This window comes from Arcanobacterium wilhelmae, assembly GCF_029632765.1.
In the GTDB taxonomy this organism is placed as follows: Bacteria; Actinomycetota; Actinomycetes; order Actinomycetales; family Actinomycetaceae; genus Arcanobacterium; species Arcanobacterium wilhelmae.
Map to the genome: position 1 here is coordinate 64,731 of NZ_CP121247.1, position 21,297 is coordinate 86,027.

Consider the following 21,297-nt stretch of genomic DNA (forward strand, 5'->3'; position numbering starts at 1 on the left):
CGGTTCGTTGAGTCTGGGCCGTTTCCGCCGGCCCTGGCGGTGTTTAGGGGTGGTCGGGTTTGCCGACGTCGGGGGTGGGGATTGTGTTTTCGGTCCGTTTTTCCTCCGACGCCGGTATCGGACTTTTCGCCGATGCGTGACCGGAGCGGTGCCCGCGGGGTGCGCCGGAGGGGCAACACTCTTGTGGAGCGAGGGGAGCGTTGGGCTCAAGGAAGAGCCTGGCGAGCTCGTCCACGAACTCGGGCGCTGTACCGAGCGTTGGAGCGCGGTGGTAGTCCATGCCGAGCTCGGCGGCGGTTTCGCGGGCTTGAGTGTCGAGGTCGTAGACCACTTCCATGTGGTCGGAAATAAACCCGAAGGGCACCACAGTGACGGCATCGATCCCGCGTTCGTGCAGGTCGGCGAGGTGATCGCAGATGTCGGGTTCGAGCCACGGCGTGTGTGGTGAGCCGGAGCGCGAGCAGTACACGAGGTCCCATTCGTCGATCCCGAGCTCGGCCGCGAGGGACCGCGCAAGAATCTTGTGTTGTTCAACGTAGGACGGGTAGGTGTCGGTGCTACCGTCAAACGTCACCGTTTCACGTGAAACGGTGACGTTTAGCTGTGAAACGGAAGCTTCGTCAGGAGCGGTGGGGTTCGGCGCAAGCTGCGCACCGGCGTCGGGAGCGACGCTCGCCTCGAGCACGTGCCCGAGGCCGGACACCGCCTCCATCGCGGACGGGATCGAGTGCGTGACGAAGACGATCCGCGCGTGCGGGCGGGCGGCGAGCGCCTCGGCCACGATGCGCCGGGTGGCGGCGTAGAACCCGGGCGTGTCCCAGAACGGCGCGACGCGCTCGATCTCGATCGGCGCGCCGGATTCGGCGAGCCAGCGAGCGATGTCTTCCGAGTACTGCCGGCACGAGGAGTAGCACACATAGGCGGCGGTGGGGATCGCGCGTACGCGCGTCACGCCGGCGGCCGCGAGCTCGCGCAACACGTCGGCGCCGAACGGGTGCCAGTTGCGGTTCGCCACCAGGACGGGTCCTGCGGCGCCCGCTGCGCGCAGGCGTGCCTCGACGGCGGCGCGCAACTCCTCGTTTCGCTCGTTAATCGGCGATTTTCCGCCGAAAAGTGAATAATGCTTGCCGACCACTGCGAGGCGCTCGTCGGGAATTCCCCGCCCGCGCGTCGCATTGCGCAGGAACGGCACCACGTCCTCGGGCTTGTACGGGCCGCCGTAGGACAGCAGGAGATAGGCCTGGCTCATTGCGGGCTCCTTTCCGTGTGGTTCAGTTTGTCGGCCGGCGTCGGCAGCGCCGCCGACGCCGGCGCGCTGTTTGTACCGACGAAGCTCGGCTGACGGTTCTCGCTCGCCGTGTCAAGCGCATCGGTGAGGGCGCGCGGCCGGGGGAGCGGAGCGCCGAAAACGAGTTCGGCAACCGCGTGGAATTCGGCTGCACGGCCGGCACGCGCGGCGCGCCGCGCCGCGCTCGCGTAACGGTGCGCGAGGACCGATGCAAAGTGGGCGGCTGGCGCCGCGTTTGCTCCCGGCTCGGCGGCCGCGAGCTCAGAGATTGTGGTGCGGATCGCGGTGATGAGCGGGTCCATGGCACGGCCCTCGAGCTCGGCGCGGAGATCGTCGAGCCCGTCGGCCACCACCCGCTTTGCCGCAGTGACCTGCTCTTTCGTCAGCGTAGGCACGGCCGCGCGGATGGTATCGAGCGTGATGAGTCGAACTCCGGCAATCTCGGCGGATGCTGGTTCGACGTCGTGAGAACGCGCCAGGTCGATGATCGTCAGTGGCCCGCGCCCGGGCATCGCCTCGGCAAGTGCGGTCGCCGTAATCACCGGCTGGCCAGTTCCGCGGCACGTGATCATCACGCGCGGCGAGACCAGATCCAGCGCGCTCGCGGCCGCGATCCCGTGCCGGCGCGCGAAGGCCTCGGCCCTCCCCGACGCCGACCACACCTCCACGTTCTTCACCCCGAGCCGCCGCATCGCGGCGAGAGTTGCGCCCGCGTAGGAGCCTGTTCCCACCAGAAGCACATTCGCGCTCGGCCAGTGGATTTCCGACGCCGGGGTTCTCGCCAGCTCAAGTGCTGTGGCGGCGATCGAGCGTCCGCCGGCTGCGAGATCCGTTTCGGCACAGACTCGCCGCGCGGTGGCGAGCGCTCCCCGGCTCACGGTCTCGAGAAGTTTTGTTGTGGTACCGGCCGCGCGGGCGGCCGCCAGGGCGCGACGCAGTTGGCCCACGATCTCGCGCTCGCCCACCACCAGCGAATCGAGCCCGGCTGCGACCTCGTAGAGGTGGCGGGCCGCCTGCGGGCCGGACAGGAGTGTGATCGGATGCGGGGCTGCCTGCGAAAACGTGGCGGCGAGCCGCTGTGCCACGGCCTGTTCACACTCGAGGTAAATCTCAAATCGGTTACACGTGGAAAGCGTGATGTAACCTAAGATGGCGCCATTAATTTTTAAAGTGTCGCTAAATACTTCGATATGTGTTGCGATGACGTCGATTTCTGACGCTGTAAAATCGCTATGGTTTGCGGTGAGAACGTGCAATCGCATGGTATGATTATGACCTCATCACGGAATAACTCCAAATTAGAGATTCGGGAGTGTTATGCAAAGCCTTCTCGAGGCGGCGCGCGGTGTCGCGCAAAATCCCCCTCCGATCTGGTTCATGCGCCAGGCTGGCCGTTCACTGCCTGAATACCGGCGAGTGCGCGCAGACATCCCGATGCTCGAGGCCTGTCTGCGCCCCGAACTCGCTGCCGAAATCACGATGCAGCCCGTGTGGCGGCACGGTGTGGACGGCGCTGTGTTCTTCTCGGACATCGTTATCCCCCTCAAGCTCGCCGGCGTGGACGTCGAGATCGCGCCCGGCGTCGGGCCCGTGTTCGCCGAGCCGATCCGCACCCGCGCCGACGTCGATCGGCTGGTTTCTCGCGAAGTCACCGATTGGAGCGCGATCGAGGACGGCGTGAGGATCGTTGCGCATGAGCTCACGGTTCCCGTGATCGCCTTTGGCGGCGCACCCTTCACGCTCGCCGCCTACCTCGTGGAAGGCCGGCCCTCGCGCGATCACCTCGCCGCCCGCACGCTCATGCACTCCGATCTCGCCGCCTGGAACGATCTGCTGGCATGGTGTGCGCGCCTCACGCGCGGCTTCATCCAGGCACAAATCCGCGCAGGCGCACGCATCGCGCAACTGTTCGATTCGTGGGCCGGTTCGCTCTCGCTTGCCAACTACGAGCAACACGTCTTTCCGCATTCGTCTGCGGCGCTCGCTGATCTCGGCGTGCCCACGATCCACTTCGGCGTTGGAACAGCGCACCTGCTACAGGCCATGGCTCGCGCCACCGACGTCGTCGGGGTAGACGAGCGAACGCCACTCGAGCTCGCGGCGCGGCTCGCGCCCGGGAAACCCCTCCAAGGCAACATCGATCCGGCGATGCTCGCCGCGCCGTGGGAGGTGCTCGCCGCGCACGTCGATGCTGTGATTGCCGCCGGGCGCGCCGCCCCCGCACACATTCTCAACCTCGGGCACGGCGTGCCACCCACCACCGATCCCGAGGTCCTCACCCGCCTGGTGGCCTACGTGAAGGAGCACGAATGATCGGAATTGTGGGAGGCGGCCTGGCCGGCCTCGTCATGGCGAAAGAGCTGGCCGAGGCAGGTAAACGCGTGGTGCTTTTCGAAGAGCGGCCCAACCTCGGAGGGCTGATCCCGGCCGGGCGGCTCGCGGGCGTGAGCGTAGATTTCGGCGCAGACGCCTACACACGACGGAACCCGGACGTCACCGAGTACATCCGCTCGCTCGGCCTGCGCCCGATCCTGCCGAACGGCCGCTCCTGGATTTACGACGGCGACGCCTTCCCCATCCCTGCCAACGCCACCTGCGGGATCCCGGCCGACGTGGCAAACCCCGACGTCGTCGGGCTGCTTGCCGATCCGGCGCGTGTTGCGCGCGATCTCGAGCTTGGGCCGGAAGTGGGCGCGGGCGCGACCACGATGGGCGAGCTCGTACGCGCACGCATGGGCGAGGAGCTGATGGAGAAGATCGTGGCGCCGATTGTCTCGGCCGTGTATTCGATCCATCCGGATCGGCTCGCGCTCGATCCGGTGCTGGGGGCGAACTTCGCGCGGCTCGGCACACTGAGCGCGGCCGTGGCTGCCGGGCTGGACGGCCCGGCGATTGGCTCGATCGAGGGCGGCATGAGCCGGCTACCGTTGCGGCTCGCGCAGCTCGCGCGCGCTGCCGGGGCTGAAATCCGCACGGGCGCGAAGGTTGTGGGCCTGGAGCCGGGTGCGATCCTGGTTCGCGACGCCGGCGCTACCGGTGGTGCTGCGGGCGCGGCTGGCGTTTCGGGCGTAGGGGAGGAGGCCGGCGTCGAGCGTGTGGAGGTGGAACACATCATCGTCGCCACCGGAATCGCGCGGGCAGTGGGGCTGTTGCCGGGTGTGATGGAGTGCGAGCCGATCGAGATCCCGGCCGGGCGGCTCACCACGCACGTCAACCTGGCGTTGAATGCTCCCGAGCTTCGCGAGGGGCCCCGCGGGAGCGGGATTTTGACTAAAGCGGGCACGTGCCGCGCCAAGGCGATCTCGCACATGAGTCACAAGTGGCCGTGGCTGCGCGAGGCGAGCGAGTGCGAGTTTTTGCGAGTCTCGTACGCGGTGAACGAGCAAGTACCGATTGCGCATGCGCTTGAGGATGCGTCGTTGCTTCTCGGTGTGCAGTTGCGCGAGGAGCAGGTGCGCGATTCGTACGTGTTGCGCTGGGGTGGCGCGCTCACGCCTTCTACGCCGGCGCTTCGGGAATGGGCCGCGGGTTTGCGCGTGCCGAGCGGAGTGTCCGTGGTTGGGGTGTGGCGTGCCGGTTCTGGAATCTCGGCGGTGTTGCCGCACGCACTCGCCGAAGCGGATCGGATTCTTGGACGTGAGCCGGGCGCCGGCGTCGGCGGAGCGGACGCGATGCCGACCGGGTCGGGCGTGAACCGAGCTGACGGCGTCGGCGCGAGCGAAGCTGGTGTGGACCGCGCGAGCGAAACTGCTCTGGATGGCGCGAGCGGAACGGCTGGCGTCGCTGGCGGCGCAGGAGAAGTGGGTGAGCGGCGATGATGTTGCGGGTCGGAACGCGAACCTCCGCGCTTGCGCTCGCGCAGGCGGAAGCTGCGGCCGCGCAGATCGTCGAGATCGCAGGGCTAGACGGCTACGAAATCATTGGCATCACAACGAAAGGCGACGTCAGCAGGAAACCGCTGCACACAGTTGGCGGGTCGGGGCTGTTCACGGGCGCGGTGCGCGAGGCGCTCGCAGCCGGTAAGTGCGACGTCGTCGTTCACTCGTCGAAAGATCTGCCAGCCGCGCTCGACCCGCGCTTCGCCGTGATCTATCCCCCGCGCGAGAACCCCGCTGACGTGCTGTGCTCGCGCATGCCGTTAGCCGAGCTACCAGCGGGTTCACGGGTGGGAACCGGTTCGCCGCGGCGCGCGGCTCAACTCTTGGCAATGCGGCCAGACCTCGTGGCTGTGCCGATTCGCGGCAATGTGCCCACGCGGCTCGCCGCCGTGGGCGAGGGATGCGACGCCGTGATCCTCGCGCGCGCGGGGTTGAACCGGCTCGGGATTTTTGGCGATGACGGCGTGGTTTTTGAGGAGCTGCCAGTGGAAACATTCGTGCCGGCCGCGGGGCAGGGCGCGCTCGGGATCGAGGCCGCTGCGGGAAGCTGGGCCGCGCAGGCGGCGCGCGTGATCAACGATCCGCGCACTGAGATGGAGGTGAGTGCCGAGCGTGCCTTCATGGCGGCGATCGGGGCTGGATGCACTACGCCCGTCGGCGTGCTCGGGCGTGCGCAGATGCGGGACGTGCCCAACGTGGAGGCTGCGCCTGATGTTGCTAAAGCCGAGAACAGTGGTCCATTCCATGTGTGCGTCGGTGCAAGCGTAGACGTTTCGGTGGGTGCGATTGAGTTACATGCGCGCTACTGCGGGGCCGCGAACTTCTCTCTCGAGTGCGGTGTAGGTGCTACGCCGGAAGCGGAGATCAACGAGCGTGTTCGCACAGGTAGTGCGGCCGAAGCGGCGCAAATGCTGGCCGCGAGGTTCCGTGCGGCGGGCATCGAGTGAGCTGATGCGGGTAGCGATCACGCGCCGAGGTGGCGCGCTAGCGAGCGGGTATGCGCAGTTTCCGCTCACTCGCAGGCGAGCGTGGCCAGACGGAGTGGTCGCGCTCCGCCAGGAACTAGCCATTGCTCAGGAAGGAACCTGGCTGGCGGTGACATCTGGTTTTACCTTCCAGGTGATGCGTGAGGCCGGGATCGAGATTCCCGCAGGGATTCGCCTCGCGTGCGTCGGCCGGGCAACGGCCGCGCATGCACCGTTCATGCCACAGGTGATTGGCGGTGGGGCGGCGAGCGCGGCCGCGCTCGCCGCCCAATTCCCGCAGCCCGGCGAAAATAATCGCGTGATCTACCCCTGCTCGGCCCTCGCTTCACACGTGCTCGAGGAATCCCTCACGCAGCGCGGCTACCAGGTGAAACGCCTCGAGATCTACACTTCGGATCCGGAGCCGGAAGCGGTTCGAGCCCTTGCGAACTACGCGCCGAACGCCATCGTGGTCACCTCGGGAAGTGCGGCCCGTGCGCTCGCGGCATACTACCCCCAGCCCTTGCCGGCCCTCGTGGCCATAGGCGAACCCACCGCTAGCGCGATCCACGAATGCGGGTTCACGCCCGCGGCGATCGCGCACGAACCAACCCCCGCCGGCATCGCCGCCGCCGTCACGAGCGCCTCCCGCGAGCCAGCATGCAACGCGCCGCCGTCGCCCGCGTGAACCACACACCGGCGTCGTCCACAATCTCCCCACAAGAAAGGCCAACCATGATCCACCGTCCCCGCCGCCTGCGCACCACACCCGCAATGCGCGCCCTCGTACGCGAAGGCGCACTCACACCAGCGAACCTCATCTACCCGATGTTCGTGCGCGAAGGAATCAGCGAACCCACGCCGATTTCCGCGATGCCCGGCCAATACCAGCACACGCTCGAATCCCTCGCCGACGCCGCCCGCGAAGCGGTCGAGGCCGGCGTGGGTGGACTCATGCTTTTCGGCATCCCCGCACACACCGACCCCACCGGCTCACAAGCCACCTCGCCAGACGGCATCCTTAACCGCGGCCTGCGCGTACTGCGCGAAGCGGTCGGCGATCGTGCCGTAATCATCGCCGATCTGTGTCTCGACGAATTCACCAGTCACGGCCACTGCGGCGTGCTCGATTCTGAGGGCCGAGTGGACAACGACGCCACCCTCCCCATCTACGCCGAAATGGCGGTCCAACAGGCCAAAGCCGGCGCCCATATGCTCGGCCTGTCCGGCATGATGGACGGCCAGGTGGCCGCCTGCCGCGCCGCCCTCGACGCCGCCGGCCACACCGACGTCGCCATCCTCTCCTACGCCGCCAAATATGCCTCCGGCTTCTACGGTCCCTTCCGCGAGGCCGTAGATTCCCAGCTTAAAGGCGACCGCCGCGCCTACCAGATGGACCCCGCAAACCGCGCCGAAGCCATGATCGAAGTGGAACTCGACCTCGCCGAAGGCGCCGACGTCGTCATGGTCAAACCCGCCTCCCACTACCTCGACGTGGTGGCCGACGTCTCCGCCCAGATCGCCGCCCCCGTGGCCGCCTACCAGGTCTCCGGCGAATACTCGATGCTCGAAGCCGCCGCCGCAAACGGGTGGATCCAGCGCGAACGCCTCATCGCCGAATCGCTCACCTCCATCCACCGCGCCGGTGCGCGCATGATCGCCACCTACTGGGCGGTCGAAGCCGCACGCATGCTCCGAAACAGCCTGTGATCGGCGCTCCTTGCTTCGGTGCAACGATCGTGTACTGAAAACTCCCCACAACCGAACCCAACTCAGCCCGCACACCCTACACCGGCGTCGGGAGAACGAAAGAAGGACAACATGACCAGCATCTTTGAGCGCGCCAAGCGCGTGATCCCCGGCGGCGTGGATTCGCCCGTTCGAGCGTTCGGCTCGGTAGGTGGCGCGCCCGTCTTCATTGAGCGCGCGGCCGGCCCGTACGTGTACTCGGCGCAGCGCGAGTTCGTGGACCTCGTCGGCTCGTGGGGCCCGGCGCTCCTCGGGCACGCCCACCCGGAAGTTGTCGAGGTGGTGCGCGAGGCGGCGGCCAAGGGGCTGAGCTTCGGCGCGCCGACGGCGGCGGAGGTAGAACTCGCGGAAGTGGTGGCGGCGCGAGTGGCACCGGTGGAGAAGGTTCGCTTCGTTTCCACCGGCACCGAGGCCACGATGACGGCGATCCGTCTCGCACGTGGCTTCACCGGCCGCGACCTGATCGTGAAGTTCGCCGGCTGCTACCACGGGCACGAAGACGCGATGCTCGTGGCCGCAGGCTCGGGCGTGGCAACCTTCGGAATGAGCTCCTCGGCCGGCGTTCCCGCAGGTACCGCGGCTGACACGGTGGTGCTCCCATATAACGATCGCGACGCCGTCCGCGCGTTGTTCGCTGAGCATGGCGAGCGGATCGCTGGCATCATCACCGAGAGCGCGGCCGCCAACATGGGCGTAGTGGCGCCGCTACCCGGGTTCAATGCGTTCCTCAAGGAGCAGTGCGCGGCGGCGGGCGCGCTACTGATCGTGGACGAAGTGCTCACCGGTTTCCGCGTGAGCCCGGCCGGGTATTGGGGCCTCGAGCAGGCAGAACACCCGTACGAGCCCGACCTGTTTACCTTCGGCAAGGTGATTGGCGGCGGCATGCCGATCGCTGCGCTCGGCGGCCGCGCCGACGTCATGGACTATCTCGCGCCGCTCGGACCGGTGTACCAGGCGGGCACGCTTTCCGGGAACCCGCTCGCGACGGCGGCCGGGCTCGCAACCCTGCATCTCGCCGACGCCGGTGTGTACGAGCGGATCAATGCGGCCTCGGCTGCGATCTCGGACGGGATCTCGGCCGCGCTCGCAGCCGAGGGCGTGACACACCATATTCAGCGCGCCGGCTCACTATTCTCCGTGCTCTTCGCCGAGGGCGAGGCGCACAACTACGAGGAAGTGGCCGCCCAGGAGCAGTTCCGCTACCCGCCGTTCTTCCACGCCTTCCTGGAGAATGGGGTGCACCTGCCGCCGTCGATCTTCGAGGCGTATTTCGTGTCGGCCACGCACTCGGACGAGATCGTCAACCGGATCCTCGAGGTAGCGCCGATCGCCGCGAAGGCCGCGGCCCAAGCCGCGGCGTGATGGCACGGCATGTGAGAAACTGGGGAGAGCACTGATTGAAAGGACACTCTCATGGCACGCGAGCGAAGCGAACGCACCCAAAACTTTTTCTCCACGAAGAACAAGTGGACCTGGCATCCCATCTCGATCCTTGTGGGTTTGGCGATGGCAGCGCTCGGCGTCGTCGTGATCGTCAAGCCCAACGCCACCCTCGACCTGGTGGCGATCATCGTGGGCGTTGTCCTGCTCGTTCGCGCGGTGCTCGAGGCTTTTACGTCGACGAAGGAGCTTGGCGCCGGCGATAAGTCCAGCGCAACCGTGGGCTACGTGATCGCCGGCGTGCTCGCGATCGTCGGCGTGGTGATGCTGGCGCGTCCAGCGTTTGCCGTGAACGGCCTGTTTTACGTGATCTCCGTGCTCTTGATCCTCGATGCGCTGACGAACTTCATTCGCCTGCGCCAGCTGTGGGTACACAACCCAGTGATGGCGGGCATCGCAGGACTGGCCGGAGTTGGCGCCGTCGCCGCATCCGTTCTGGTGCTCACGGACTACCAGGCCAGCTGGTTCAGCCAGATCGTTGGCGTGGGCGTGGGCCTGTTCGCCCTCGGGCTCACCTACCTGATGTATGGGATCGCAGCCACTGGCATGGCTGGCCGGCGCACTTCGCCGCTGGAAGGAGAGGCCGCCGCCCGCACACTCGAGCAGCGGTCACGTGAAGAAGGTGGACACCCAACGCACTGACACGTCGGCGTCCAAACGCTGACATCCCAACGCTGAACGTGATGGCGGGGACGTCCCCGCCATCACGTAACACAGCAAAATACTGTCTTTAACGTAACTCGAGGACCATCACATTCGAGATGATGCCATCGTCGTAATCGACCTTCTCGCCCGTGGGGACGTAGCCGAACCCACGGTAAAAATCGACCAGCCAATCCATACAGTCGATCCGGATCTGCTCCGCGCCGCGCTCGCGGGCGATACGTTCCACCTCGCGCACAATCCCCGCGCCGATCCCGTTTCCGGACAGGCGTGGGTCGCTCATCAGCGAGTGTGGATAGATCGCGTACACGCTCGGATCCCCGATCAGCTCGTCGCTCTCCTCGATCCGCACCGCGCCCACCGCTGTTTCGGGGCAAATTTCCGACGACGCCGGTGCGCCGATGTTCGCTGGTTGCGGGCCCGCGTTGGTGAAGGCGGGGGAGCCAGGTAAGCCGGTGCGAGCCGAACCTCCGGCGCCAGCCGAGCCACCGGCGTCGGGAAGTAGGCCCTCCACGCTCCCCGCACGCACTACCCACCACAAGCCGGCCGCAACCTGCTCCTCGATCTCCTCGGCGGGCAGGTGCTTCGCCAGCCACTGGTGGACGCCGCGCTCGCGCATCCACGCCTCGCGCGAGCGGCGGAGCGCAACGATAGCGGCGGTGTCGGACGGCAAAGCAGGGGAGATCTGAATCATGGGGAAATCATAGGTGAGAAAGCGCTCCGGCGGAATGGCTACAAAGCGGCTCGTCACTCCGCGGACTTGAGCAGAATTAATTCTGCAAGCCTTTCCCTGAAGATCTTGCGTGCTTCTGCAAGCTCTTCCGGTGAAAGACGGCGTTTCTCAAACTTGCCGAGGGCACCGATGAAAGGTCGATCGTACTCCGCTGGGATACCTCCGGACGATTCGATGAGGGCCACAATCCCGGTCAATTCGGCGCGATCACGGTTTGCTAGCAAATTATCGACGATGGATTTCCATGGATCGGGGACACTCTCAGCCGGCACCTCAATGTATTGGTTCTCAGTATTTTCCAAACGGGTGAATACATGCTCAAACCACTGAGCGTTAAGCTCGGCAACAGTGTCTGCCTCCTGTCTCAATCCGTTGCTCATGTTCTTTTGGGTATCGCCGATGCCAAGAACATGAACACGAACGCCATAAGACTGGGCGATCGCCACACCCACACGGATATCCTCATCGCCAGAAATAACAATTGCGTCAGAAATCGCGCGTTGACGCGCTAATTCGACAAGATCCGTGACAATGAGGGAATCTACACCCTTCTGTTGTCCGTGTCCGTTCATTACGCCGAGTCGCAGTTTTAGTGACGGGAGCTGCGATAACTCCGCTTGATCCGGAGTCATCCCTCCAGAAATAGGTGCGTCGTACCAGTAGACGCGAAGCAAATTGTTGGCGTCCGCCAGATCCTCCGCTTTCTGTTTCAGGTTCTCGAGCAATTTGCGTGGGTCTGTCAATCGGACGTTCGCACGATGTAAATTGGGGGACTCTATTGCTGTGAATCCTGCAGCGTAAAAATAGCCAGCATCGACAATGATTGCGTAGCGATCCATATCTTTCCTTGGTGAGTATTGTGTGAAAAAGATATAAATAAGCGGACCCGATATGTAATAAGGATCCGCTACATGAGAGCGTAGCATCGTTGCGGAGTGTTTGACAAACTCCCTGGTATAGCCCTTGAAATGCGTGAAACCCGCGCTGGTTCTCAATCCCACAGTGACCTTTCGCAATGAGAAAATGCTCGCACGGGAGCCTCTCACGGATCGTGGGCTCGGGGTGAGACGATTGACGTAGCGCGGACCTCGGCCCCCACCGAAGGCACCGCGACCACACAACACCCGCAACCTGCAGGAACGCGCACCGGCGTCGTCGGAAAGCGCGTGTGTGCAGGGAAAACCCGGAAGGAATCGCATGACGCCCCCAGAGTTTCGCCTTCGCGAAGGCATCGTCAAAGCCATCAACTGGAACAAGATCGAGGACGAAAAAGACCTCGAAGTATGGGATCGCCTCACCGGCAACTTCTGGTTGCCGGAAAAGGTGCCCGTCTCCAACGACATCCCCTCGTGGAACACACTCGCGCCCCACGAGCAGCTCATGACCACGCGCGTGTTCACCGGGCTCACGCTACTCGACACCGTGCAGGGAACCGTCGGCGCGGTCTCGCTCATCCCGGACGCTGTGACCCCGCACGAGGAAGCGGTTTATACGAACATCGCGTTCATGGAATCCGTGCACGCGAAGTCGTACTCGTCGATCTTCTCCACCCTGCTCTCCACCGACGAAATCAACGAAACGTTCGCATGGTCGGAAAAGAACGAACACCTGCAGAAGAAGGAAAAGATCGTCCTCGACTACTACCGCGGCGATGATCCAGAAAAGCGCAAAGTGGCCTCCACGATGCTTGAATCCTTCCTGTTCTACTCGGGGTTCTACGCGCCCATGTACTGGTCCAGCCACGGCAAGCTCACCAACACCGCCGACATTATTCGCCTCATTATTCGCGACGAAGCCGTACACGGCTACTACATCGGCTACAAGTACCAGGTGGCGGTGGCGAAGGCATCGAAGGAGCGCCAAGCTGAGCTCAAGGACTACACGTTCGAACTGCTCGAGGAACTCTACGACAACGAAGTGGAATACACCGCTTCGCTGTACGACGAGATGGGCCTCACCGAAGATGTCAAGATGTTCCTGCGGTACAACGCCAACAAGGCGCTCATGAACCTCGGCTACGAGGCGCTGTTCACGCCGGAAGACACGGCCGTGAACCCCGCGATCCTCGCTGCGCTCTCGCCGGGGGCCGACGAAAACCACGATTTCTTCTCGGGTTCTGGATCCTCCTACGTGATCGGAGCGGTGGAAGACACCGAAGATGAGGACTGGGATTTCTGATCTGAACTGATGCTCAGCGTGGGGCTGAGCAATGCTCGGGAGGCGGGGCGCTCACTTGCTGAGCGCCCCGCCATTTCTCTGAAGTGGCTCCTGGGGTGGGGCGGGTGCGGGCACACCCGCCGACGCCGATCCTCTGCGATGGACCAAAAGACCTACAGCTGAGTGTTAGCGCTAACATATCCTAGTTTTGTCCACAAAGACGTGGTTGGCCGAAAACTGAGGAGTAAAAATGGTCTACCGGATGATTTTCAATCAGACAGGTTACTTTGGTCGCGGCGCGGTGAAGTCGATCCCCGTAGAGGCAAAGGCGCACGGTTTTACGAAGGCATTCGTCGTCACCGATCCCGTGCTGATCGAGGCTGGCGTGGTGAAGAAAATTACCGACGTGCTCGACGAAGGCGGAATCTCATACGAGATTTTCGATAACGTGCAGCCGAACCCGCCGGTCGAGGCGATCCAGGACGGCGTGACGAAGTTCCGCGCGTCCGGCGCGGATTTCTTAATTGGCTTGGGTGGCGGTAGCCCGCAGGATACCTGCAAGGGTATCGGCATTGTGGTGGCAAACCCGGAGTTTGAGGACGTTCTCTCGCTTGAGGGTCTTTCGCCGACGAAGAACCCATCGGTTCCGATTTTTGGCGTGCCGACGACGGCGGGCACGGCTTCCGAGACGACGATCAATTACGTTGTGACCGACACGGAGAACAAGCGCAAGTTTGTGGCAGTGGACCCGCACGATATCCCGATCGTGGCATTCGTCGATCCGGACCTGACCGATTCGCAGCCGCGTAGCTTGAAGGTTGCCACCGGCCTCGACGCCCTCACCCACGCCGTCGAAAGCTACATCACGCCCGGCGCGTGGATCCTTTCGGATACCCTCTCGCTCCAGACAATCCGCATGATCGCGGCGAACCTGCGCAAGAGCGCCGACGGCGATGTGGAGGCTGGCGAGCAGATGGCCTACGCTTCGTACATCACGGGCATGGCGTACTCGAATGTGGGGCTCGGCCTGGTTCATGGCATGGCGCACCCGCTCGGTGGCCGCCTCGGGGTACCGCACGGCGTTGCGAACGGCATCCTGCTTGCGCCGGTGATGGACTACAACAAGGAGTTCTCGGGCGAAAAGTACCGCGATATTGCGGCCGCGTTCGGCGTGGAGAACGCCTACACTGGCGATCTTGAGGAGGTTCGCGACGCAGCAGTTCAGGCTGTTCGAGATCTGACGAAAGATCTGGGTAACCCCACCACGATTTCGGAGGTTGGCGCGACGGAAGCGGATATTGAGGCTTTGACGGCGGACGCCATCGCCGACGTCTGTACCCCTGGCAACCCGCGCAAGGCAACCGAAGAAGAGGTACGAGCGATCTACACCTCGCTTCTCTGATCGGCGCAAAATCTGGCGGATGTGCGCGCCTGTGTTAGCTCATCTCTTCGTTGAGAAAGTAGACTAACGAAAAGGCGCGCACATCCGTTGCGTGTTTTCAGGGCGGTGGCCCTGGTAATAATTTCGCGACGCAAGGTAAAAGGGGAGTCGGCGGTGGCTGGGCACGTTGTAATGGCGGATGTTGCGCGTTTGGCGGGTGTTTCGTCGCAAACCGTTTCGCGCGTGCTTTCGGGGAAGGCAACAGTTTCGCCTGGGACTCGCCAGAAGGTTGAGCGGGCGATCGAGGCACTGAACTACCGGCCCAACTTTGCTGCGAGCGCCCTTGCTTCTGGTTCGTCTGCGATGGTTGGCGTGTTGATGTTGGGGAAGCTTTCCTTCGGCCGAGCTGATTCATATCTGCAGCTCGTGCAGCTGCAGAGCGATTTGGGGAGCTTTGTGACAGCGCTGTCGGTGGATCCGACGGATTCGACGGCGCTTCGGCGTGCGGTGGATTTTTTTGTTGCCGCGAAGGCTCGTGCGATTGTTGTGATGGGGCAAAGTGTGCGTGCCGTTCGTGAGCTCAGCACCTATATCCAGATCCCGTGGGTTGCGGTGGTGAATGGCGAACTCCCGGAGGGACGTTTTGCGGCGGTTCAGTTGGAGCAGCGTGAGGCAACGACGGCGCTGCTCGGCCATCTCCGCTCGGTGAGTGGTGGCCCGATCGTCCATATTTCGCCTGGTGTTGAGGATATTGATGCGCATCTGAGGCGTGAAACCTATGTTGAGTTTTGTACCGCTCATGGCGTGGATCCCTTGGTGATCCGCGTGCCTGATTGGAGTGCAGATTCTGGTGAAGTGGGGGCATGTTCTCTTTCTGGCGTGAGTTTTGGCGCCGTTTTTGCGGCGAACGATTACCTTGCGTTGGGGGTGGCTCGAGGGCTTCGCAAGCGCGGCCTCGAACCTGGCCGCGATTATGCGCTCGCTGGGTTTGATGATACGCAGCTTGCTCAGCTTTCTTCCCCGGCCCTGACCACGGTTCGCCAGAATTATGATGTGTTAGCTCATGCTATTTCAAGCCAGATTGAGCGTGTGGTGCAGGGCGAAGAGGCGCCAACTGTGGTGCTGGAGAACAGCCTGGTGGTTCGAGAGTCCTCCGCTGGAAGCGCAAAGTAACGCATAAAACTACAAGTTCAGGAAATTCCCAGAATGTTAGCGCTAACATTTGGGAGAGTTTCGGCGTAGCATGGATCACAAGCAAGGGCGAACCCCCTTGAAACCGGCATGAGAAAGGCAACGACGCCATGACTCGAATTACGGCTGTCAAAACTTATGATCTGCGCTTCCCAACCTCGAATACGCTCTCGGGTTCGGATGCGATGAACAAGGACCCGGACTACTCATCCGCATACGTCGAAGTGAGTACCGACGCGGATGACGGCATCACCGGTGTCGGCTTCGTGTTCACTATCGGACGCGGAAACGACATCGTGTGTGCAGCAATCGACACAATGGCACACGCGCTTGTGGGGCGAAACGTGGAGGAGCTCCTGGACAACATGCGCATCGCCTGGGATCTGCTTGTCCATGATTCGCAACTCCGTTGGCTTGGCCCGGAAAAGGGCGTGGCACACATGGCGATCGGCGCGCTCCTTTCCGCTCTCTGGGACATCAAGGCGAAGCGTGCCGGCAAGCCCCTGTGGAGGTTGCTCGGCGAGATGGAACCCGAGGAACTCGTTTCCACACTCGATTTCCGTTACCTTACCGACGCGCTCCGGCCCGAAGAAGCCATTGACATCCTCCGCGATGGTCAGCGTGGAAAGCAGGAGCGTATCGCGAACCTGCTTGAGGTGGGCTACCCGGGTTACTCGACAGCGGCCGGCTGGCTCGGCTACTCGGATGAAAAGATGATCCGGATCGCCAAGGAAGAAACCCAGGGCAAAGGCTTCACACTGATCAAGCTGAAGGTGGGCCAGAATATCGACGATGATCTTCGCCGTCTCGCCCTTGCCCGCGAAGCGATTGGCCCAGATGTACGCCTCGCGGTCGATGCGAACCAAGTGTGGGACGTTCCGCAGGCAATCGAGTGGATTAACGCATTCCACGAGTATGACCTCGCCTGGGTGGAAGAGCCCACCTCTCCCGACGACGTCCTCGGGCACGCAACAATCGCCCGCGCAATCGATCCGATCCCAGTGGCAACCGGCGAGCAGATGCAAAACCGTGTGCTGTACAAGCAGTACCTGCAGGCCAACGCGTTCGGGATCATGCAGATTGATGCTACGCGAGTGGCCGGCCCGCAAGAGCTTGTGCTCGAATACCTCCTCGCCGCGAAGTTCGGCAAGCCAGTGTGCCCCCACGCCGGCGGTGTGGGCCTGTGCGAGGCTGTCGCCCATTTCGCCATGTTCGATTACGTTGCGGTCTCCGGCACCACCGAGGGTCGAGTGATCGAGTACGTGGACAACCAGCACGAACATTTCGTTCACCCCACCGAGATTCGAAACGGCAACTATGTTGCCCCGACGGCGCCCGGCAACGGCACCGACATGACTCTCGAAACCGCTCGAAAGTACGTGTACCAAGGAAACTGACACTCTCGCCGACGCCGGTGTGTGGCCGGCGTCGGCACCTCAACAAAATTTTCCAACAAGAAAAACAAAGGAGTTTTTCATGGACCTGCATCTGACCGACAAAGTTTTTATCGTCACCGGCGCTTTCAAGGGTATCGGTAAGGGAATCGCACTGCAGCTAGCACGCGAGGGCGCGGTGGTTGTGGCGATTTCGCGCGATTCAAAGGGCACCTCGCTTCCGGCTTATGTGGAAGAAATCTCTGCCATCACGGACCGCCACGCAGAGTACGTTTTCGATCTGGGTGAGACCGAAAAGATCGGGCCGACCATCGACGAAGTGTACGCCACATACGGGCGAATCGATGGAATCGTGAACAACGCTGGTGTGAACGATAACAAGGATCTTGAGAGTACGTCGTGGCAGGATTTTGAGGCGTCGCTCCACTACAACCTCACCCACTACTACGAAACCGTGCACGCCGCCGTCGGGTATCTGAAAGAATCCAAGGGCGCCGTGCTCAATATCGGATCGAAGACTGCCCTCACCGGCCAGGGCAAGACCAGCGCATACGCGGCAGCAAAGGGAGCCATCCTCGGCCTCACTCGCGAATGGGCTGCGGCGCTGGTAAAAGACGAAGTGCGTGTGAACGCCATCGTCGTGGCAGAATCGTGGACCCCGCTTTACGCCGACTGGATCAAAACTTTCGGAGATAAGGAAGCGCAGGATGCGCGCCTGAAGGTCATCACCGACAAGATCCCGCTCGGCCACCGCATGACCTCCACCGAAGAAATCGCCGATACCGCGGTGTTCCTGCTCTCTGATCGTTCCTCGCACACCACGGGCCAGTGGGTGAATGTGGACGGCGGCTACATCAACCTCGATCGCGCGCTGGACTAGGCCGTGCCATGCTAAAACTGATCGATGCTCACTTCCACCTGTGGGATCCCGCGCGCCAAGAGCTCCCGTGGCTCGCAGGCGTACCCTCGCTGAACAGGGCATATGTGATTGAGCAGTTGGAAAGCGAATACGACGCACTGGGAGTGGAGTTTCTCGGCGGTGTTTATGTGGAAGTTGATGCTCCCGATGAGCTCCTCGAAGATCGGCTCGTGGGCGCGAACCCGTCGCCGAAGATCCTCGGTAAAGTACTCCACTCAATGCCCGGACCGTACATGCGTGTTCCGCTCCAAGCCGTGGGCATTCGCTACCCGCTACACACGCCGTCGGCGGCGAGCGGAACTGTGCTCATGCCTGACTTCCAGGCAGGCCTAGCGCTCCTGGAGAAAGCGGGCCTGACCTTCGACCTTGTCAATCGCGGCGATGATATCGAGGAAATGAGCGAAGCGTTCTCGAGGTATCCGAAGCTGAGGCTGATCATCGACCACCTCGGCAACATCCGCACGCTGGACCGCAAAACCCGGGCCGCCATCGAAAAGCTGGCGCAACTGCCGCATGTCTACGTGAAGGTCTCGGGTGACGATCCGGTTTCGTCCGAAGTCGTGAAATTTGTGCTCGATACCTTCGGGCGCGAGCGGATGCTGTGGGCATCAAACTGGCCGGTGGTCACGCTGAACTCCTCGCTGCGCGAGCACTTTGAACTCGCCTACTCGATCTTCGGCGACGATCCGGACTTTTTCGAAAACAATGCGCGAGCCGCATACGGGCTCGACCAACAGAAAGGACGCGAATAATGCCTATGCGCTCCGGAGTATACTGTCCCACCATCACGATCACCGACGACTCGGGCCGGATCGACCGCGAAAAATGGGGACAACACCTCGACCACCTGATCGACGCCGGAATCACCGGAATTCTTGTTTTCGGCTCGATCGGTGAGTTCTACTCCTTCAGCATGGAGGAGAAAAAGGACGCCGTGGCATTCGCGGCCGAGCACGTGGCAGGCAGAGTACCGCTCTACGTGGGTGTGGGCGCCACGCGGGTTGCCGACGTCGTCGAACTCGCCAACTACTGCGAAGGGTACGAGGTTGCTGGACTGTTCCTGATCAGCCCCTACTATTTCGGGCCCTCGCACGCCACCGCCAAGGAATTCTTCACCACGGTTGCCAACGCCACAACGTTGCCGATCGTGTTGTACAACTTCCCTGCTCGCACCGGAACCGATCTCAGCCCAGCGCTCGTGGCGGAACTCGCGTCGAGTTGCCCGAACATCGTCGGACTCAAAGACACCGTCGATAACATCTCGCACACGCGCGCCGTGATCGAGGCCGTCGCGAAAGTCGCGCCGGAGTTCCGTGTGTTCTCCGGATTCGACGAGTACTACACCGTGAACCGGATCGCCGGAGGAGCCGGCGTCGTCTCCGGACTAACCAACGTGGAACCCGAAACCTTCGTTGCGCTCCACAAAGCATACGAAGCGGCTAACTTCGCCGGTGTTGTTGGAGCAGCATCGCGCATCTCCCACCTCATGGCCCTCTACGGAACCACAGACCTCTTTATCTCCGCGATCAAAGGTGCAGTCAAAGCCGCCGGGCTCGAGATTGCCACCCAGATCAACGCCCCGGCTACCCAGCTCAACGAGGAGCAGGAGCGGACAATCACACGCATCATCGGCTGATATAGCCAAACAACTCAATACGACACCACGGATACTCAGGCAACGATGCCCGAGTACCCGTCGGGGTCCCCTACACGAAGGTGAAAACATGGAAAACAACGACGTTGCCATGCATGAACATGGAAACAAAAAGAAGCGGTTCGTCTATCCGGGGCTTATGCTCCCGTTCATCCTGATCGTCTCGTGCTTTGCCGCATGGGGCATCTCGACCGACCTTACTGCGCCCATGGTGAACGTGTTTAGCTCGGTGTTCGAGATGAGTGCCTTCCAATCGGCGCTCGTACAGTTCGCCTACTTCGGCGCCTACTTCCTCCTGGCAATCCCCGCCGCAATGATCAACTCCCGCATCGGATACAAAGGCGGCGTTGTGATCGGGATGAGCATGGCTGCACTCGGCGCGTGGATGTTCTATCCAGCCTCGCAAATCATGACCTACGGAACCTTCTTGCTGGCGCTCTTTGTGCTCGCCGGTGGCCTGTCCATCGTGGAGACATCGGCCAACCCGTTCGTGATGTCGCTCGGGCCGCAATCCACAGCCACACGGCGGTTGAATTTTGCGCAGGCGTTTAATCCGATCGGTTCAAATATCGGCGTGCTCATGGCAACGCTCCTCGTGGCGCCACACATTGTGGAAAGTGTGCACAAGGCCGGAATGAGTGAAGCTGAGCTCCTGAACCAAACCTCCAAGGAACTCTCCTCCGTGATGGTTCCCTACATTCTGCTCGGAATCCTGTACGCCGCACTGGCAATCTCGATCTTCTTGGTGAAGATCCCGAAGAACGATCAGATGCAGAAGACCGATTATGTTGGTATCCGCAAAGGCGTATTTGGGCGCCTGTGGAATAACCACACCTACCGATTCGGCGTGATCGCGCAGTTCTTCAACATCGCCGCCCAGACCTGCATCTGGACCTACCTGCCGTTCTATGTGCAAGAAACACTCGGCGCATCCAAATCGGCTGCCGGTTGGTGGCTACAGATTTCACTGATCTTCTTCCTCGTGATGCGCTTCGTTATGGTGTGGCTCATGGGAATGTTCGACGGGCGGCGCCTCATGGTGGTGATGTGTGGTCTCGGCGTGGTGCTGACCCTGATCGGCGTGGTGTCCGGCAACGTGCTGGGTGCGCTCTCTATCGCTGCGCTTTCTGCGTGCATCTCCTTGCTGTTCCCCACTATCTACGGCGTGGCTCTGACCGGCGTTGGTGAAGATACCAAGTTCGGTTCGTCCGGGCTTGTGATGGCCATCATTGGCGGCGCAATTGCTCCTCTTCTTCAGGGTAAGCTCACGGATCACTTTGGTGCGCAGTTTGGTTTCCTCTTCGTGGCGCTGTGCTTCGCGGTAGTGGGAGCATTCGGAATATACGCCATCAAGAACCAGATCATTCCAGAAACCGAGGACTGAGCATGTTGAAGAAAATTTCTCCCGTTCTTTCGCCGGAGCTACTGAAGGCGATTGCTGAAATGGGGCACGGTGACGAGCTCACCTTGGCGGACGCGCATTACCCGCAATCCGGGAGCGCAGATGTGGTGATCCGAGCTGATGGTGTGGGGATCCCGGAGTTACTTGCGGGGATCTTGGAGCTGATCCCGCTCGATCAGTACAACGATTGGCAGTACGGGTTGATGGCCACTGTGGGTGACGATCCCGAGCCTGATATTTGGGAAACCTATGCCGATATTGTGAGGCGTGAAGAGTCAGAGGCAACGCCGAAATTCTTTGAGCGGTTTGAGTTTTATGAGGTCGCTCGGCGTTCCCATGTGACTGTTTTGACTGGTGAGACCTCGCAATACGGGAACATTATTCTGAAGAAAGGCGTGGTGTTGCCGCAGAAGTAAATCGCGCAAGCTATTTCCTCCCGGCGGGGGCGGGTGTGTTCACACCCGCCCCCGCGTTTTGCCGTGT

Annotated in this window: 20 protein-coding genes; 16 read left to right on the forward strand and 4 right to left on the reverse strand. The window is 62.3% G+C overall.

What is annotated here, in order from left to right; all coding sequences use genetic code 11:
* Window positions 1–43: 43 nt before the first annotated feature.
* A complete protein-coding gene (locus tag P8A24_RS00345) occupies window positions 44–1,249 on the reverse strand; it encodes a ferrochelatase (RefSeq protein WP_278058575.1) in 1,206 nt (401 codons plus the stop codon).
* Window positions 1,246–2,550 carry a glutamyl-tRNA reductase gene (locus P8A24_RS00350; protein ID WP_278058577.1) on the reverse strand — a complete coding sequence of 435 codons (1,305 nt, stop codon included), beginning with the start codon at window positions 2,548–2,550 and terminating at the stop codon, window positions 1,246–1,248. The genes P8A24_RS00345 and P8A24_RS00350 overlap by 4 nt, the downstream gene beginning before the upstream one ends.
* Before the next feature lie 55 nt (window positions 2,551–2,605).
* On the opposite strand from P8A24_RS00350, the gene hemE reads away from it, so the two are divergent.
* The 7 genes from hemE to P8A24_RS00385 all read left to right on the forward strand — a co-directional run bounded on the left by hemE (window position 2,606) and on the right by P8A24_RS00385 (window position 9,962).
* Window positions 2,606–3,601: a uroporphyrinogen decarboxylase gene (gene hemE, locus P8A24_RS00355; protein WP_278058579.1), complete on the forward strand. Its 996-nt coding sequence runs from the start codon at window positions 2,606–2,608 to the stop codon at window positions 3,599–3,601.
* Window positions 3,598–5,106, forward strand: coding sequence for a protoporphyrinogen/coproporphyrinogen oxidase (locus tag P8A24_RS00360; RefSeq protein ID WP_278058581.1), 1,509 nt, complete (start codon window positions 3,598–3,600; stop codon window positions 5,104–5,106). Before hemE ends, P8A24_RS00360 begins: the two co-directional genes overlap by 4 nt.
* The gene (gene hemC, locus P8A24_RS00365) at window positions 5,103–6,113 is read left to right on the forward strand and encodes a hydroxymethylbilane synthase (protein WP_278058583.1); all 1,011 of its coding nucleotides are present in this window, start codon (window positions 5,103–5,105) and stop codon (window positions 6,111–6,113) included. The genes P8A24_RS00360 and hemC overlap by 4 nt, the downstream gene beginning before the upstream one ends.
* Window positions 6,114–6,117: 4 nt before the next feature.
* Window positions 6,118–6,819, forward strand: a complete 702-nt coding sequence (locus tag P8A24_RS00370) for a uroporphyrinogen-III synthase (protein WP_278058585.1) — start codon at window positions 6,118–6,120, stop codon at window positions 6,817–6,819.
* A 47-nt stretch (window positions 6,820–6,866) separates the two neighbouring features.
* The gene (hemB, locus tag P8A24_RS00375; RefSeq protein WP_278058587.1) at window positions 6,867–7,841 is read left to right on the forward strand and encodes a porphobilinogen synthase; all 975 of its coding nucleotides are present in this window, start codon (window positions 6,867–6,869) and stop codon (window positions 7,839–7,841) included.
* Window positions 7,842–7,952: 111 nt separating this feature from the next.
* Window positions 7,953–9,242 (forward strand): glutamate-1-semialdehyde 2,1-aminomutase, encoded by a 1,290-nt coding sequence (gene hemL / locus P8A24_RS00380; protein ID WP_278058589.1) that lies wholly within the window; start codon window positions 7,953–7,955, stop codon window positions 9,240–9,242.
* A gap of 51 nt (window positions 9,243–9,293) precedes the next feature.
* Window positions 9,294–9,962 carry an HdeD family acid-resistance protein gene (locus P8A24_RS00385; protein ID WP_278058591.1) on the forward strand — a complete coding sequence of 223 codons (669 nt, stop codon included), beginning with the start codon at window positions 9,294–9,296 and terminating at the stop codon, window positions 9,960–9,962.
* An 88-nt stretch (window positions 9,963–10,050) separates the two neighbouring features.
* Here P8A24_RS00385 and P8A24_RS00390 read toward each other — a convergent pair whose 3' ends face one another.
* Window positions 10,051–10,677: a GNAT family N-acetyltransferase gene (locus tag P8A24_RS00390; protein WP_278058593.1), complete on the reverse strand. Its 627-nt coding sequence runs from the start codon at window positions 10,675–10,677 to the stop codon at window positions 10,051–10,053.
* Window positions 10,678–10,730: 53 nt separating this feature from the next.
* Window positions 10,731–11,555, reverse strand: a complete 825-nt coding sequence (locus tag P8A24_RS00395; protein ID WP_278058595.1) for an NYN domain-containing protein — start codon at window positions 11,553–11,555, stop codon at window positions 10,731–10,733.
* 358 nt (window positions 11,556–11,913) lie between these two features.
* Here P8A24_RS00395 and nrdF point away from each other — a divergent pair, with 358 nt between their 5' ends.
* From nrdF to P8A24_RS00440, 9 genes are all read left to right on the forward strand, one after another.
* A complete protein-coding gene (gene nrdF / locus P8A24_RS00400) occupies window positions 11,914–12,894 on the forward strand; it encodes a class 1b ribonucleoside-diphosphate reductase subunit beta (RefSeq protein ID WP_278058597.1) in 981 nt (326 codons plus the stop codon).
* Between the two features lie 229 nt (window positions 12,895–13,123).
* On the forward strand, window positions 13,124–14,275 hold the full coding sequence (gene fucO / locus P8A24_RS00405; protein ID WP_278058599.1) for a lactaldehyde reductase: 1,152 nt from the start codon (window positions 13,124–13,126) through the stop codon (window positions 14,273–14,275).
* Window positions 14,276–14,428: 153 nt separating this feature from the next.
* Entirely contained in the window at window positions 14,429–15,427 is a 999-nt protein-coding gene (locus P8A24_RS00410) for a LacI family DNA-binding transcriptional regulator (RefSeq protein ID WP_278058601.1), read from the forward strand.
* Between the two features lie 128 nt (window positions 15,428–15,555).
* Complete coding sequence (locus P8A24_RS00415; RefSeq protein ID WP_278058603.1) at window positions 15,556–16,842, forward strand: enolase C-terminal domain-like protein; 1,287 nt, start codon at window positions 15,556–15,558, stop codon at window positions 16,840–16,842.
* Window positions 16,843–16,921: 79 nt separating this feature from the next.
* Window positions 16,922–17,719, forward strand: a complete 798-nt coding sequence (locus tag P8A24_RS00420; RefSeq protein ID WP_278058604.1) for an SDR family oxidoreductase — start codon at window positions 16,922–16,924, stop codon at window positions 17,717–17,719.
* Between the two features lie 8 nt (window positions 17,720–17,727).
* Complete coding sequence (locus P8A24_RS00425) at window positions 17,728–18,510, forward strand: amidohydrolase family protein (RefSeq protein WP_278058606.1); 783 nt, start codon at window positions 17,728–17,730, stop codon at window positions 18,508–18,510.
* Window positions 18,510–19,394: a dihydrodipicolinate synthase family protein gene (locus tag P8A24_RS00430; RefSeq protein ID WP_278058608.1), complete on the forward strand. Its 885-nt coding sequence runs from the start codon at window positions 18,510–18,512 to the stop codon at window positions 19,392–19,394. Before P8A24_RS00425 ends, P8A24_RS00430 begins: the two co-directional genes overlap by 1 nt.
* Before the next feature lie 88 nt (window positions 19,395–19,482).
* A complete protein-coding gene (gene fucP / locus P8A24_RS00435; protein ID WP_278058610.1) occupies window positions 19,483–20,796 on the forward strand; it encodes an L-fucose:H+ symporter permease in 1,314 nt (437 codons plus the stop codon).
* Window positions 20,797–20,798: 2 nt separating this feature from the next.
* Window positions 20,799–21,230 (forward strand): RbsD/FucU family protein, encoded by a 432-nt coding sequence (locus P8A24_RS00440; RefSeq protein ID WP_278058612.1) that lies wholly within the window; start codon window positions 20,799–20,801, stop codon window positions 21,228–21,230.
* The last annotated feature ends 67 nt before the right edge of the window (window positions 21,231–21,297 follow it).